This window comes from Paenibacillus intestini, from assembly GCF_030803945.1.
GTDB lineage: Bacteria > Bacillota > Bacilli > Paenibacillales > Paenibacillaceae > Paenibacillus > Paenibacillus polysaccharolyticus.
Window position 1 is genome coordinate 407,185 of the sequence record NZ_JAURUN010000003.1, and the last position, 14,830, is coordinate 422,014.

14 protein-coding genes are annotated in these 14,830 nt (G+C 45.6%); all 14 read left to right on the forward strand.

Annotated elements, in window-relative coordinates:
* Nucleotides 1-72 precede the first annotated feature (72 nt).
* Complete coding sequence (gene lepA / locus J2T16_RS11050; protein WP_090914807.1) at nt 73-1,887, forward strand: translation elongation factor 4; 1,815 nt, start codon at nt 73-75, stop codon at nt 1,885-1,887.
* 414 nt (nt 1,888-2,301) lie between these two features.
* Complete coding sequence (gene hemW / locus J2T16_RS11055) at nt 2,302-3,486, forward strand: radical SAM family heme chaperone HemW (RefSeq protein ID WP_145332173.1); 1,185 nt, start codon at nt 2,302-2,304, stop codon at nt 3,484-3,486.
* A gap of 117 nt (nt 3,487-3,603) precedes the next feature.
* A complete protein-coding gene (locus J2T16_RS11060) occupies nt 3,604-4,074 on the forward strand; it encodes an N-acetyltransferase (RefSeq protein ID WP_090914803.1) in 471 nt (156 codons plus the stop codon).
* A gap of 279 nt (nt 4,075-4,353) precedes the next feature.
* Nucleotides 4,354-5,163, forward strand: a complete 810-nt coding sequence (locus J2T16_RS11065) for a hypothetical protein (RefSeq protein WP_154887999.1) — start codon at nt 4,354-4,356, stop codon at nt 5,161-5,163.
* A gap of 261 nt (nt 5,164-5,424) precedes the next feature.
* Nucleotides 5,425-6,153, forward strand: coding sequence for a response regulator (locus J2T16_RS11070; protein ID WP_154888001.1), 729 nt, complete (start codon nt 5,425-5,427; stop codon nt 6,151-6,153).
* Nucleotides 6,150-7,502 carry an ATP-binding protein gene (locus J2T16_RS11075; protein WP_154888003.1) on the forward strand — a complete coding sequence of 451 codons (1,353 nt, stop codon included), beginning with the start codon at nt 6,150-6,152 and terminating at the stop codon, nt 7,500-7,502. The genes J2T16_RS11070 and J2T16_RS11075 overlap by 4 nt, the downstream gene beginning before the upstream one ends.
* 173 nt (nt 7,503-7,675) lie before the next feature.
* Nucleotides 7,676-8,707 carry a heat-inducible transcriptional repressor HrcA gene (gene hrcA / locus J2T16_RS11080; RefSeq protein ID WP_090914795.1) on the forward strand — a complete coding sequence of 344 codons (1,032 nt, stop codon included), beginning with the start codon at nt 7,676-7,678 and terminating at the stop codon, nt 8,705-8,707.
* Between the two features lie 23 nt (nt 8,708-8,730).
* A complete protein-coding gene (gene grpE, locus J2T16_RS11085) occupies nt 8,731-9,321 on the forward strand; it encodes a nucleotide exchange factor GrpE (RefSeq protein ID WP_139168822.1) in 591 nt (196 codons plus the stop codon).
* 124 nt (nt 9,322-9,445) lie between these two features.
* Nucleotides 9,446-11,284 carry a molecular chaperone DnaK gene (dnaK, locus tag J2T16_RS11090; protein ID WP_090914791.1) on the forward strand — a complete coding sequence of 613 codons (1,839 nt, stop codon included), beginning with the start codon at nt 9,446-9,448 and terminating at the stop codon, nt 11,282-11,284.
* 134 nt (nt 11,285-11,418) lie between these two features.
* Complete coding sequence (gene dnaJ / locus J2T16_RS11095; RefSeq protein ID WP_090914789.1) at nt 11,419-12,537, forward strand: molecular chaperone DnaJ; 1,119 nt, start codon at nt 11,419-11,421, stop codon at nt 12,535-12,537.
* A gap of 199 nt (nt 12,538-12,736) precedes the next feature.
* Nucleotides 12,737-13,105: a hypothetical protein gene (locus J2T16_RS11100; protein ID WP_090914787.1), complete on the forward strand. Its 369-nt coding sequence runs from the start codon at nt 12,737-12,739 to the stop codon at nt 13,103-13,105.
* Nucleotides 13,106-13,128: 23 nt separating this feature from the next.
* Complete coding sequence (locus tag J2T16_RS11105) at nt 13,129-13,308, forward strand: YfhD family protein (RefSeq protein ID WP_090914785.1); 180 nt, start codon at nt 13,129-13,131, stop codon at nt 13,306-13,308.
* The gene (locus J2T16_RS11110; protein ID WP_339831651.1) at nt 13,301-13,693 is read left to right on the forward strand and encodes a hypothetical protein; all 393 of its coding nucleotides are present in this window, start codon (nt 13,301-13,303) and stop codon (nt 13,691-13,693) included. The genes J2T16_RS11105 and J2T16_RS11110 overlap by 8 nt, the downstream gene beginning before the upstream one ends.
* Nucleotides 13,694-13,861: 168 nt before the next feature.
* The gene (prmA, locus tag J2T16_RS11115; RefSeq protein WP_221788917.1) at nt 13,862-14,827 is read left to right on the forward strand and encodes a 50S ribosomal protein L11 methyltransferase; all 966 of its coding nucleotides are present in this window, start codon (nt 13,862-13,864) and stop codon (nt 14,825-14,827) included.
* The last annotated feature ends 3 nt before the right edge of the window (nt 14,828-14,830 follow it).

The window sequence follows — 14,830 nt, forward strand, 5'->3', positions numbered from 1 at the left end:
ATGGGATTGATGCACCTTGAAGCAACTGTTATAATGAAGTGATTGACACTAGGCTGTTTCTGGGGGTAAGGAATGACTGACATTCGGGAAAGACAACGTAAAATTCGTAACTTTTCAATTATTGCACATATAGATCACGGTAAATCAACACTTGCGGACCGGATCTTGGAGTACACAGGTGCGCTGACATCACGTGAAATGCAGGAGCAAGTACTGGATCAGATGGATCTGGAACGCGAACGCGGAATCACCATTAAACTGCAAGCAGTTGCCCTGAATTACAAAGCGGACGACGGTGAAGAGTATCTACTGAATCTCATTGATACGCCTGGACACGTAGACTTTACGTACGAGGTATCACGTAGTCTTGCTGCATGCGAAGGGGCGTTGCTTGTCGTTGACGCGGCTCAAGGGATCGAAGCGCAGACGCTGGCTAACGTATATCTTGCGCTGGATAACAATCTGGAGATTTTGCCGGTTATCAACAAAATTGACTTGCCAAGTGCTGACCCTGAACGGGTGAAGCAGGAAGTTGAAGATGTTATCGGACTGGATACCAGCAACGCTGTATTGGCTTCGGCCAAAGCCGGCATCGGGATCAAAGAGATTTTGGAGCAAGTGGTACAGAGTGTGCCTGCACCTGTAGGCGATCCGGATCAACCGCTTAAAGCGCTGATTTTTGACTCGCACTATGACCCTTACAAAGGGGTTATCGTGTATGTGCGTGTTATTGACGGTAAAATCAAGGCGGGTTCCAAAATCAAAATGATGGCAACAAACAAATCGTTTGAAGTCATCGAAGTAGGAGCGTTCAAGCCGCGCATGACCATTGTGGACGAGCTGAACGTTGGTGACGTAGGATTTATCGTTGCGGGTATCCGTCACGTCGGCGATACTCAAGTCGGGGACACGGTTACTGACGCGAAAAATCCGACACTTGAACCACTGCCCGGTTATCGTAAAATCAATCCAATGGTATATTGCGGTCTGTATCCGATTGAGACATCGGACTATGTGGATCTGCGTGAGGCATTGGAGAAGCTGCAGTTGAACGACGCATCGCTCAGCTTTGAGCCGGAGACTTCCAGCGCGCTGGGCTTTGGATTCCGTTGTGGATTCCTGGGATTGTTGCACATGGACGTTATTCAGGAACGGATTGAGCGCGAGTTCAACATTCCGTTGATCACGACAGCACCGAGCGTAATTTACCACGTAACGCTGACTAACGGCGAGCAGATTCAAATTGATAATCCATCCAACTACCCTGAGGTAGGACGGATTGATTACGTTGAAGAGCCTTATGTGAAGGCTTCAATCATTGTACCGAATGATTACGTGGGAACCATTATGGAATTGTGCCAAAATAAACGTGGCGAATTTATCAATATGGAATATATGGACACAACACGGGTTACGATTACCTATGAGATCCCGTTGTCCGAGATTGTATATGACTTCTTCGACCAGTTGAAATCAAGCACCAAAGGTTATGCTTCGTTTGACTATGAGCTGTCCGGTTACCGCCAGTCGAATCTGGTGAAAATGGACATCCTGCTTAACGGCGAACAAGTCGATGCTTTGTCCTTTATCGTTCACAGAGATCGTGCATACAATCGCGGCCGTATCATCTGTGAGAAACTGCGCGAACTGATTCCGCGGCAAATGTTTGAAGTACCGATTCAGGCGTCTGTGGGCACCAAGGTTGTGGCTCGTGAAACAGTTAAAGCGATGCGTAAAAACGTACTTGCCAAGTGTTACGGCGGTGACATCTCGCGGAAACGGAAACTGCTGGAGAAGCAGAAGGAAGGTAAGAAGCGGATGAAGCAGGTTGGTAACGTTGAGGTGCCACAAGAGGCATTTATGGCGGTACTGAAAATTGATGATTAATAATTTAATTTTGGGTACAGCACAGATTGTGCGTATCAAAATTAAATTCTAAAATGCAATCTCTGGGTACATCAAGACCTTGCGTATCAGAGAATGCATTAATAATGCATTTTAGGTACATCACAGATTGTGCGTATCGAATTACTGGTAATCAAACTATATAAAGTGAACTATTTTTACACATTAACGGAGAGGACAGAAAAAACCTGAAAAAGCGGAGCGTTCGCCTTTATCACCGGATTTTTCCCTTTTGGGAAAGGGAATCAAAAAAATCTGGGGATAACCGCTACTCTCCAGGTTATTCTGTCATTGGAGTGGAATGTGTAAATTGTTAGATCACTTTATATAAATTAACATTTTAGCTGAAAGGGAAGCCAACTGGCTTTCCTTTTTTCAAATCAAGGGGGACTTACCGTGACACTTGCAGCACACAACCAGAAAACAGGTGCGCCCCAAGCGGTGTACCTTCACATTCCATTTTGTACAAATAAATGTTTTTACTGTGACTTTAATTCTTATGTTCTGAAAGATCAGCCCGTGATGCAATACTTGGAGGCGCTGGAACGGGAGATGGAGCATACCGTCAAGGCGAATCCGCCAGGCGAAATTAAAACGATCTTTGTCGGCGGCGGAACGCCAACCGCGTTGAAACCGGACGAGATGGCTTATTTCCTGCGTTCGGTCAAAACCTATTTCCCGAATTGGGCAGACGATATTGAATTTTCGATGGAAGCCAACCCGGGAACGACGGATGCCGAAAAGCTGGCCGCGATGAAAGAAGGCGGCGTGAACCGTGTCAGCTTTGGCGTACAGGCTTTTCAAAATGATCTGCTGACGGGCATTGGCCGGATTCATAATACAGATGATGTATATCGCAGTTTAGAGAACGCACGTAAGGCGGGACTGGATAACCTGTCGATTGACCTGATGTTTGGATTACCAAACCAGACGGTGGAGATGTTGAATGAAAGTATCGACAAAGCGCTGGAACTGGATCTGAAACACTATTCAATCTATAGCCTGAAGGTAGAAGAAAATACACTTTTCCATACCCTGTACCAAAAAAATCAATTACCTCTTCCGCATGAAGATGATGAGTTGCAGATGTATCTTCTATTAATGAAGCGCATGAAAGAAGCAGGTTATGAACAGTATGAGATCAGTAACTTTGCCAAACCTGGCTTCGAGAGCCGTCATAATATCACCTATTGGCGCAATGAGGATTATTACGGACTTGGTGCAGGTGCACATGGTTATGTGGGCCGTGAACGCCATATGAACATTAAAGGGATTAATCCTTATGTGGAAGCATCACGTGCGGGACTGCCTCGTTTGGATCATTTCGAGATTGGCCGTGCGGAAGCGATGGAGGATTACTTAATGGTAGGACTCCGTATGTTGGAGGGCGCTTCATCTTCAAGATTCCATAATCAGTTCGGGGAATCCATGGAGGATGTATTTGCGAAACCGCTGGGCAAAATGTTGCATGCAGGATTGCTTGAGCGGACAGCAGACGGCTTTAAACTGAGTGAACAAGGTATTCTGTTCGGCAATGACGTTTTTGCGGAGTTTATCGGCTCTATATCGCTAAATTCGTAGCTTGAAATTCTATACGCTCTGTTGTATATTTATTCATATTGTTTTACAGGGCGTGTTAATTTAAACAACTACGAAGCTAGCTTTCCTCGGAAAGCGTCGTTATAGGAGGAGAGCTGGATGTCGGTTATATGCAGGAAAGCTGTACCGGAAGATGTTGAACCACTGTTTGAAATGATTAAGGGATATGCAGAGCGTGGGATCATGCTTCCGCGTTCACGGGAAGTACTGCATCGACAGCTGGAGCATTTTATTGTGGCTGAGGTGGATGGAGTTGTCGTAGGCTGCGGCTCATTATGTCGTCTGGGCAATGACCTGGTGGAAGTAAGATCACTGGGCATTTCAGAGGGGTATAAAGGGCTTGGCATCGGTTCCCGTCTACTTGACCGGCTTGTAGAAGAGGCGGAGAGACAACAGATTCCAAAGGTGATGGCTCTCACGTATGAAGTTTCCTTTTTTCTGAAAAATGGTTTTGCTGTTGTGGAAAAAGAAATCTTCCCTGAGAAAGTATGGACGGACTGCGTTCATTGCAGCAAGCAGGATTGCTGTGACGAGATTGCGGTTCTGAAAGAACTGAATGTGTCAGCGTAGTTATACGTTTATATGAATAAAAAGATAAAGATCACAACCCAAGAAACCTAAGGTTTCAAAGGGCTTGTGGTCTTTTTTTGGTGCTCGTTTTTTTCATATACTTTTCACACACTTATTCCATTATTCTCACACATCCTCTTGTTAAGATGAACTTACATAAGCGATCTGCAAAAAACTTCACAGTGGAACAGTTGAAGAACACGGATAAAAACAAGGTTTTCAACGTACGAAGCAGGGAGTATTGCAGATAGCTCAATCTTAAGAATGAGGTGACCGATCATGAAAAAATGGACAAAACATGTAGCAGCTTTGGTAACAGCGATGAGTGTAATTGGTGGAGCAGGTAGTGCTTTTGCCGCAACGCCTGTTGTGAATTCCGTAAAACCGTCTGAAACACAAAAAGCTGGAGCATCGGCTAGCTCAACGAGCAAATCTACAACAACAAAATCAACAACCACTCCAGCAGCCAAATCCACTGTAGCGCCGACAAAAACGACAGGAGCCAAAGCGGCCCCTTCCAAAACAACAGCTACAACCAAGAAGGAAACAACAACTCACAAAGCGAGCGCAGTAACGCATAAAGCCAAAAAGGCTGCTCATAAAGCAAAAGTGGCGAAGCATAAAGCGAAAAAAGCTGTGCACAAATCAAAAGTGACTCACAAAGCAAAAAGGGCTTCTCATAAAACAACAGCAATGCATCACAAGGGCAGAAAAACTGCTCATAAAGCAAAAACAGTAACACACAAAGCAAAAACAACGACACACAAAGCAAAAACAACGACACATAAAGCCAAAGATGCGGCTCATAACGCCAAACAGGCTTCACACAAAGCTTCAGCAACAGCAAAGGCTACTGCGCATCAAGCAAAACAAACGGCACACAAAGCGAAAAAAGCCGCTCACAAAATCGCAGCGCACAAAGCAACTTCGCCAAAAACTGGAGTGAAAACAACAACTCCAAAAACAGCAACACATAAAACAGCTACCGTGACAACTCATAAAGCTGCAACATCTGCTACGAAAGCACCAGCCAAAACAAATGTTACAAACAAAAACGAGGCAGCAAAATCAAGCTCATCCCATAAATAAGAAGTTGTGCTCTGATGACCTCACTGTACCAGATCCAGTCCATAATTTAACGCATCAGTGACATTATGATATACGGCGTACACAGGCGGAGCTCTCTTAGGGGGAACTCCGTCTTTTTCATGTTGAATCGGGTGTTTGTAACGTTATATTTAGGCCATTCATGGAAGTTTGGAATCTGAGTACAGACTCTGTTACATTAGTAGTAATATATTTAATAAAAAACATATCAGAAGTGTTATATTCATGCCGAGGTGAACGCCGATGCCGCATATTTTTGTAGTGGATGATGATCCGTATATTTTGCAACTTATTGCAGGTTATTTGAAGAAGGAACAATATGAAGTGACCTCCTTTGCACACGGCAGAGAGCTGGTCGAGGAAGTGCGCTTGAAAAAGCCGGACTGTTTGATTCTCGACATTATGATGCCAGGGGTTGATGGGCTTACACTCTTGACGGAACTGAGAACCTTCACTGAAATTCCCATTATTATGGTCTCGGCTCGAGGAGAGGAAATCGATCGTTTAAATGGGCTGGAATTGGGATGTAACGATTTTCTGAGCAAACCTTTCAATCCTCGTGAGCTGGTTGCGAGGGTAAAAGGTATGCTTCGTTTGATACACAGCAGTCGTTTATCACAAGGGATTGAACTAAAAGAAACGGAGCGGCATCAGCCTAAGGAAGGGTCGTATTTTAGTATAGGCAACGTGCAGATTTCAGAAGAATTCCGACGTGTCAATGTTAGTGGAGAAGAATTGGGGCTAACCGGAAGGGAATACGAGCTTTTGTTATTTCTATCCCAACACCTGGATCGTCCATTCAGCCGCGAACAGTTGATCCAGCAGGTCTGGAATTATGATTTTTACGGTGAAGTGCGTGTAGTGGATGATCTCGTGAAACGGATTCGTAAAAAGCTTGCACAGGTTCAAGCTACACTGACCATTGATACCGTGTGGGGGTTCGGCTATAAAGCAGCTGTACATACACGATGAAGACAATACGCAGCAAGATGCTGCTCGCCTTGTTCGCAAGTATGCTGGTTACTGTGGCGTTTACGGTACTGTTTTTTATACACCTCTTTGATGATATTTTGCTCAATCAGGTCAAAGAGCAATTAAATGGACAAACGAAGAAGGCTGTCAAGATCATTCGTGTAGATGATCTGGAGGATCTGGACAATGACAGTTTTCGTTTTTTTATTAAAGATATTCTCTTTTATGCGGACTATTTTGTAATTGATGGGCAGGATAAAATTGTCGCCTCAAGCAGTGCGGGACGTGTAGGGATGAAATTGGAAGGATTCCCAGGTACACACGAAGGGTATATGATTTTAAATGGAAAAAAGGTCCTATACAGTGAGGCTGAGTTGTCACATAAACAGTTTCGAGTGATCTTGTATTCTCCGCTATCGTCACTCAGGGCAATGTACATTCCGTTGTTCCGAACAACCCTTCTGTCGATTGCCGCAAGTTTTGTTGTCATTCTGTTGATAGGATTATTCGCCGTGTGGCGAACGGTACAGCCGCTCAATCGGTTGAAAGAGGCTGTTAACAAGTATGAGCCAAACATGCCTGACAGAGATCAATTCCTACAGGCTGACCATACAGAAATCGGCGAATTGATTCAGACCTTTCAATTAATGAGTAACAGAATTGATGACCATCACCGGCATCAGCTGGAGTTTTTGCAAAATGTATCCCATGAACTTAAGACACCATTGATGTCCATTCAAGGTTACGTGTATGCCATTCAGGATCAGGTCGTATCCACGGATCAGGGACTTGATATTATTGCTACCCAGTCGCAACGCCTCATTGACATGGTTGGAAAACTGATTCAGCTCTCCAGACTGGAAACTGTGGATGAGGAATGGCCTGTGGCAGTCATTGACCTGAAAAACATGGCCGAAGAAGCAGTGTATCTGCTTATGCCAACTGCGCTTCAGCGAGGAATACATTTGACAGCGGAAGCCAATTCGTTCATCGTGGAAACAGCAGGTGAGCAATTGTTTCAGATTCTGCTAAACTTGTTGCAAAATGCTGTGCGCCATACCGAAACGCAAGTGAAATTAACATTGGAACTCTCTGGCGATGATCACGCGGACTGGATTTTTCATGTCGATGATGATGGGCCAGGCTTGAATGAGCATGATGGACAGCATATTTTCCGTCGTTTTTACACAGGAAATAATGGTGTGACAGGATTGGGGCTAACCATTAGCAAGCAACTGGCAACGCGTCTCCATGCAGATTTGGTGTATAGTGACTCACCGCTAGGTGGGGCACGTTTCAGTCTGAGACATTATCCTGCGGAGCGAGAAATCCAGCATCAAGGTGCATAATATACGTTATAAGTGAAGGTTATTGGCCTATACTATAAATAGATGATCCCATTCCGCAAACTGACTTGACAATGATCATGTCAGTTTGGTATTTTTGTATTACCGATTAGCACTCATCTAACTGGAGTGCTAACGACATGGGACAGTACAGTCAGAAGGAGGGAATACTCACCATGTTAACAGAGCGTCAACGAATGATTCTGAACGCTATAGTGGATGACTATATCCGTTCAGCTGAGCCCGTAGGGTCCCGAAGTATCTCCAAAAGAGGAGATGTTGGATACAGTCCGGCAACGATTCGTAATGAAATGGCCGACCTTGAAGAAATGGGCTTTCTCGAACAGCCGCATACTTCGGCTGGACGTATACCTTCTCATAAGGGTTATCGATATTATGTCGACCATTTGGTTCCCTGGAATCAGGTGGAGCCACAGGAACTGGATGATCTAAAGTCATTTTTTGCAGAGAAGCTGAATGTTATGGAACAGGTTATTCAGCATGCTTCCAACATTTTGTCTCATATGACCAATTATACTTCGATTCTGCTTGGACCTGAGGTGTTCCACACCTCACTGCGTCACTTCCAGTTGCTCCCGCTGAATGAAAATGAAGCTGTAGCTATTATTGTGACGAACACCGGTCAGGTGGAAAACAAGACAGTTCAGATCCCACCCGAGATTTCGGTTGCTGAGATGGAGAATGTGGTTCGTCTGTTAAACAGCAAATTGGTAGGCGTACCAATCTACAAGCTGAAGTCACGTCTTTATACCGAGCTGGGCCAAGAGATGGAGCGTCACATTACACGTTATGAGGAAGTTATGCAGGTACTTAATAGCGCGTTTGACAATGAGCATGACAATCGTCTATTCCTCAGCGGCGCTACCAATATGTTGACACAACCTGAGTTCAGAGATGTAGAAAAGGTTAAGGACATTCTAGACTTGTTAGATGAGACACCAACATTAATGAAATTGATGATGCCAGTGCCCGGCGGGTCTGGGATTCAGGTGCGAATTGGTACAGAGAATGATCATGAGGCCTTTGCGAACTGTAGCTTGATTACAGCGTCATATTCGTTGGACGGCGAAGCACTTGGCTCCATTGGAATTCTGGGACCAACCCGCATGGATTATGCACGTGTCATCCATATTCTAAATACATTATCCCGTGATCTTACAACGATGCTGACGACTCGCTTCAAATAAGCAACGGGAATTACGATTCATCGATTCATTCTTATAAGGAGGTGAACATCTTGAAAGAGGAGCAATCATTCACAGAAGAGCAAGAAGTAACAGCCGCTGAGCAGGAACCGGTCAATGAGGCTGCAGCTGCAGAAGCACAGGCTGAGGAGATAACGGATCAGGAGCAAAATGAGTTGTCACGTTTGAAAGCAGAGGCTGAGGAAACGCAGCAACGTTTTGTACGTGCGCAAGCTGATTTTGATAACTTCCGTCGTCGCACCCAGAAGGAAAAAGAAGAGCTTGCCAAATACGCTTCGATGAAGCTGGTCACCGAACTGGTTCCAGTTATGGATAATTTCGAGCGCGCTATGGCTACTGTACCGGAAGGTACGGAGACTGAATCTTTTGCCAAAGGATTTCAAATGATCTTGCGTCAATTGGAAACCGTGCTGACGAACGAAGGACTGACTCCAATGGAAACCGTTGGACAACCGTTTAATCCTGAATTCCACCAAGCGATTATGCAAGTGGAGAGCGATGAGCATGAAGAAGGCATCGTTGTGGAAGAAGTTCAAAAAGGCTACATGCTGAAAGATAAAGTGCTTCGTCCGGCTATGGTTAAGGTTAGTTCTTAATCTAAGTGTACTAAATGGCGAAGTTTAATATACAGGTTTTATACACATAGAGTAGTTAACTGACTAACACAATAAGGCTGACAAGTGCCTATTCATTTTAAATTGTCGAGGAGGAAATTTTCGGATGAGCAAAGTAATTGGTATTGACTTAGGAACAACCAACTCATGCGTAGCCGTTATGGAAGGCGGCGAGGCTGTAGTTATTCCAAACCCGGAGGGTGCGCGTACTACTCCTTCCGTTGTAGGTTTCAAAAAAGATGGAGAGCGTGTCGTTGGTGAAACAGCGAAACGTCAAGCGATCACGAACCCGGATCGTACGATCATTTCCATTAAGCGTCACATGGGTACATCCCACAAAGAAACGATCGATAGCAAAGATTATTCTCCACAAGAGATCTCTGCAATCATCCTGCAAAAATTGAAAGCTGATGCAGAAGCATACTTAGGCCAAACGGTAACTCAAGCGGTTATTACCGTTCCAGCTTATTTCAATGACAGTCAGCGTCAAGCGACGAAAGATGCAGGTAAAATCGCAGGTCTGGAAGTACTTCGTATCGTCAATGAGCCAACAGCAGCAGCTTTGGCTTACGGTATGGAAAAATCCGAAGATCAAACGATTCTCGTGTATGACTTGGGTGGCGGTACGTTCGACGTATCCATCTTGGAACTGGGCGATGGTTTCTTCGAAGTTAAAGCGACTAGTGGCGACAACCAACTTGGCGGTGACGACTTCGACCAAGTAATTATCGACTATCTCGTAAATGAATTCAAAAAAGATCAAGGTATTGATCTGAGCAAAGATAAAGCAGCGGTACAACGTTTGAAAGATGCAGCGGAAAAAGCGAAAAAAGAGCTTTCCGGCGTATTGACTACAACGATTTCCCTGCCGTTCATCACGGTTGCTGATGGCGTTCCTCAGCACTTGGAATTAAACCTGAGCCGTGCGAAATTCGAAGAGCTTTCTGCTGGTCTGGTTGAACGTACGCTTGAACCAACTCGCCGTGCATTGAGCGATGCGGGCATGACACCTAACGATATCGATAAAATCGTATTGGTTGGTGGTTCCACTCGTATTCCTGCTGTACAGGAAGCGATCAAAAAACTGACAGGTAAAGAGCCGCACAAAGGTGTTAACCCGGACGAAGTTGTTGCCTTGGGTGCAGCTGTACAAGCGGGCGTACTGACAGGTGACGTGAAAGACGTAGTATTGCTGGACGTAACTCCGCTGTCCCTGGGTATTGAAACTGCAGGTGGCGTATTTACGAAAATGATCGAGCGTAACACGACGATCCCTACAAGCAAATCTCAAGTGTTCTCCACTTATGCAGATAATCAACCTAGCGTTGAGATTCACGTCCTGCAAGGTGAGCGAGAGATGGCAGCTGGCAACAAAACGCTTGGTCGCTTCATGTTGGGAGATATCCCTCCAGCACCACGCGGTGTACCGCAAATCGAAGTTAGCTTCGATATCGATGCTAACGGTATCGTTAACGTGTCTGCAACAGACAAAGGTACAAACAAAACACAAAAAATTACAATCACTTCTTCCAGCGGTCTGAGCGATGCTGAAGTTGAGCAAATGATGAAAGATGCTGAACTTCATGCTGAGGAAGACAGAAAACGTAAAGAGCTTGTAGAAGCGAAAAACAGTGCAGACCAGTTGATCTACTCTGTAGACAAAACAATTAAAGATCTTGGTGAAAAGGCAGATGCAGGCGAAGTAGAAAAAGCAAATGCTGCCAAAGAAAAATTGCAAGGCGTACTGGCTTCCGACAATCTGGAAGACATCAAAGCCGCTACAGAAGAACTGACTGAGATTGTTCAACAGTTGTCTGTTAAATTGTATGAGCAAGCTCAAGCTGATGCACAAGCGACTCAAGGTGCTGAAGAGCAACAAGGTTCTGCTAAACGTGACAACGTCGTAGACGCTGATTACGAAGTTGTAGACGAAGATAAAAAATAATTAATTCGCGATAGCCTGCGAGTTAAAACATCGGTGACGTTCGGATTAAAGGGAAAGTCATAGCCGGGGCTCCCGTGCTTTGACTTTCCTTTTGTCACGATGTGCGATAAGGTGAATGTTATGGGGGTGGAAGAGTGGCTGAAAAACGTGATTATTATGAGGTACTCGGGCTAAGCAAAAATGCAAGCGACGAGGAAATCAAAAAGGCTTACCGCAAGCTCGCCCGTCAGTATCACCCTGACGTAAACAAGGCAGCAGATGCAGAGGCCAAATTTAAAGAAGTAAAAGAAGCTTATGATGTCGTAAGTGACAGCCAGAAGCGTGCTCAGTACGACCAGTATGGTCACATCGATCCGAACCAAGGTGGTTTTGGCGGTGGAGACTTTGGTGGCGGCGGATTTGGCGACATCTTTGATATGTTCTTTGGCGGTGGTGGCGGGCGCCGTGACCCGAATGCTCCGCAACGGGGGAACGATCTGCAATACACCATGACCATTGAGTTCAAGGAAGCTGTATTTGGCAAGGAAACGGATATTACTATTCCGCGTACAGAAGGCTGTGACACTTGTCACGGTTCAGGTGCCAAACCAGGAACGAAGCCGGAAACATGTACGGTCTGCAAGGGTAGTGGACAACAGGAAGTCGTTCAGAATACACCATTTGGTCGTATGGTCAATCGCCGCGCTTGTTCGAACTGTAGCGGTACTGGACAGATTATCAAAGAAAAATGTACAACGTGTAGCGGTAGCGGCAAAGTTCGCAAACAGCGCAAAATCAATGTTCGCATTCCAGCTGGTGTGGATGACGGTGCACAGTTACGTATGACAGGTGAGGGTGAAGGCGGTCTGCGCGGTGGTCCTGCAGGCGACCTGTACATTGTTATTCGTGTGAAGTCTCATGACTTCTTTGAGCGCGAAGGCGATGACATCTACTGTGAAATTCCGTTGACGTTTGCTCAAGCCGCGCTCGGAGACGAGATTGAAATCCCGACACTGACCGAAAAAGTGAAGCTGAAAATTCCGGCGGGTACACAAACCGGAACGTATTTCCGTCTCAAAGGTAAAGGCGTGCCACGCCTGCGCGGTATGGGACAAGGAGATCAGCATGTGAAGGTTGTTGTGGTTACACCAAGTAAGCTGAATGACGAACAGAAAGATCTGCTTCGTCAAATTGCTGCACTGGATGGAGAACAAACTCATGAGCATGAGCAATCGTTCTTTGATCGAGTAAAACGCGCCTTTCGCGGCGACTGATTCATATATGAAGTAGTTATGAGGACACCATCGATGATCTTTGATGATCGATGGTGTCTTTTTGTATGTAAATTAGTTTGCTTCGAAGTGTTCCCAAGTGTTCCCACATGTCAGAAATTCGGTATATTCTGGACTCGGTTGCGGAAAGATAGCATGGCGGGATACAGATTGACAGAATTACAGGAAGCAGGTGAAGCGAATGACGGAGAAAAATATTTTGGCCTATTTTCATAGCCCTGAGCAGGCACAGGGAGCGGTCAAAAAATTGGAGGCGCTGCGAGTGGAAGACTTGTCTATTAATCGTTTTAGCCGTTATGCGGGTATTGGGCCAAGCGGAGCCTCCTATAAACCAGGTATCTCCGGCAGTTACTCATCATGGATACCTGATGCGATGCAAATGAGTGGCAGCTCAGGCATTATGGCTGCGGCAGACCCTGCTGCAAGCGGAATGAGTGATGGCGGACAAGGCGGCCCTACAGGCAGGGACATCCTATTAACTGTCGTTGTAGATGAAGAGGTGCATCACCGAGCAATGTCGATTATCGAACAAGCCGGTGGAATGATCTGATTTTGAAAAGGAGGAAGAACAAGATGGCTAATCGACAACGACCAGGTGAAATTTTAACAAAAACGGAAAAGATGAAGCGTCTGCAGTCTGCGAAAAATGAGGATGTGGAGTTCAGCGCAGAATTGGCCGATCACGAGGATATTGAAGCTTTGCGCCGCAGTGAGGCAGCGGATCGTCGTCAAGGAAGGGAAATCAATGACTGAAGATCGCTCTGCGGTCACACTAGAAGCTGTATTCACGAGTTGGTCTGAAGCTGAATCTGCTCGCAGAGCTCTGGAGTTGCTGCATCCGAACCAGTTACGCATCGAGAGTCTGCGTGAGCATGAAGGAACAGGTGGCTCAACTGATAATAAGGAAGAAGAGCATTCACCAACAGCGGTTGTTGGCGGCTTCAGCGGCGAGCTAAATGTACTCGCTCTAATCAGTGATGAGACCGAGATGCTATCGGGAGGACAGGTGTATGAGCATACACCAGAAGATGCAACGCGAAGTGTGAAGCAGGGCATTTTGCTGACGGTATCCGTTTCTCACGATTCTTTACCGCAAGCTGCAGAGATGATCACACAGAACGGCGGACGTTTTTATTAGTTGTGTTCATGAGAAAGATCGACAGCACCGAAAAATGGGACAGGATATTCGAGCGGTTTCACTGCGGATATCCTGTTTTGTTTTCTTTTACGAGTATGCTTTGTGCTTCGGCTCGCAAGTGTAGTACAATAGTTGGGATGTTTGAATAATGAGGAGGCAAAACCACGTATGTTATGGCATGAACTAACAATACATACCACAGAAGAAGCTGTGGAGATGATTTCGAATTTTTTGCATGAAGCGGGTGCTGGAGGGGTGTCGATTGAAGAGTCCGGTACTTTAAATAAAAAACGGGATACGACGTATGGCGAGTTATATGACGTTCCTTTGAATGATATTCCCGAAGGTTTTGCGGTCATCAAAGGTTATTTCTCCGAAGGTACAGACATGACTGCCTTGCAGGCAGAAGTAAATCCGAGAATTGAAGAATTGCCCGACTTTGGAATTAATGTCGGAGAGATTCGTTACGAAACACGTACGGTGGATGAAAATGACTGGGCAACGGCTTGGAAACAATACTTCAAACCGGTGCGCATATCCGAGCGTCTGACGATCAAGCCAACGTGGGAGGAATATACACCGGAGAGCCCAGATGAAAAAATTATTGAACTTGATCCAGGAATGGCTTTTGGTACCGGGACGCATCCAACGACAACGCTCTGTTTACGTACACTGGAAAAGGTCATTCAGGGTGGCGAGGAAATGATTGATGTGGGTACAGGTTCCGGTATCTTGGCCATCGGCGCGATACATCTAGGTGCTAAGCATGTGCTGGCACTTGATCTTGATCCGGTTGCGGTAACAAGTGCGATGGAAAACGTGGAGCTGAACAAGATGCAGCAGCAGATCACGGTCAAAGAAAGTGATCTATTGTCTGTGCTTGGAAGTCAAGACCCCGCTCTAGGTGTCAAGCTGCCAGTCAAAATTATTGTAGCCAACATCTTGGCTGAAATTATTTTGCTATTCGTTGATGATGTGTATAATGCACTGGAGTCTGGTGGGATCTATATCGTTTCGGGCATTTGGAAGAACAAGGAGCAGGTTGTACATGATGCACTGGTGGCATCAGGATTTGAAGTTCGTGCGATCGAGCGTGAAGAGGACTGGCTAGCCTTTGAAGCCAGAAAGAGGTAGTCT

Bases quoted from the DNA above. Each gene is read 5' to 3' on its own strand.
- J2T16_RS11070 (WP_154888001.1), top strand. From the start codon at position 5,425: ATGCCGCATATTTTTGTAGTGGATGATGATCCGTATATTTTGCAACTT.
- J2T16_RS11075 (WP_154888003.1), top strand. From the start codon at position 6,150: ATGAAGACAATACGCAGCAAGATGCTGCTCGCCTTGTTCGCAAGTATG.
- J2T16_RS11065 (WP_154887999.1), top strand. From the start codon at position 4,354: ATGAAAAAATGGACAAAACATGTAGCAGCTTTGGTAACAGCGATGAGT.
- J2T16_RS11105 (WP_090914785.1), top strand. From the start codon at position 13,129: ATGGCTAATCGACAACGACCAGGTGAAATTTTAACAAAAACGGAAAAG.
- hrcA (WP_090914795.1), top strand. From the start codon at position 7,676: ATGTTAACAGAGCGTCAACGAATGATTCTGAACGCTATAGTGGATGAC.
- J2T16_RS11110 (WP_339831651.1), top strand. From the start codon at position 13,301: ATGACTGAAGATCGCTCTGCGGTCACACTAGAAGCTGTATTCACGAGT.
- dnaK (WP_090914791.1), top strand. From the start codon at position 9,446: ATGAGCAAAGTAATTGGTATTGACTTAGGAACAACCAACTCATGCGTA.
- J2T16_RS11100 (WP_090914787.1), top strand. From the start codon at position 12,737: ATGACGGAGAAAAATATTTTGGCCTATTTTCATAGCCCTGAGCAGGCA.
- J2T16_RS11060 (WP_090914803.1), top strand. From the start codon at position 3,604: ATGTCGGTTATATGCAGGAAAGCTGTACCGGAAGATGTTGAACCACTG.
- prmA (WP_221788917.1), top strand. From the start codon at position 13,862: ATGTTATGGCATGAACTAACAATACATACCACAGAAGAAGCTGTGGAG.
- lepA (WP_090914807.1), top strand. From the start codon at position 73: ATGACTGACATTCGGGAAAGACAACGTAAAATTCGTAACTTTTCAATT.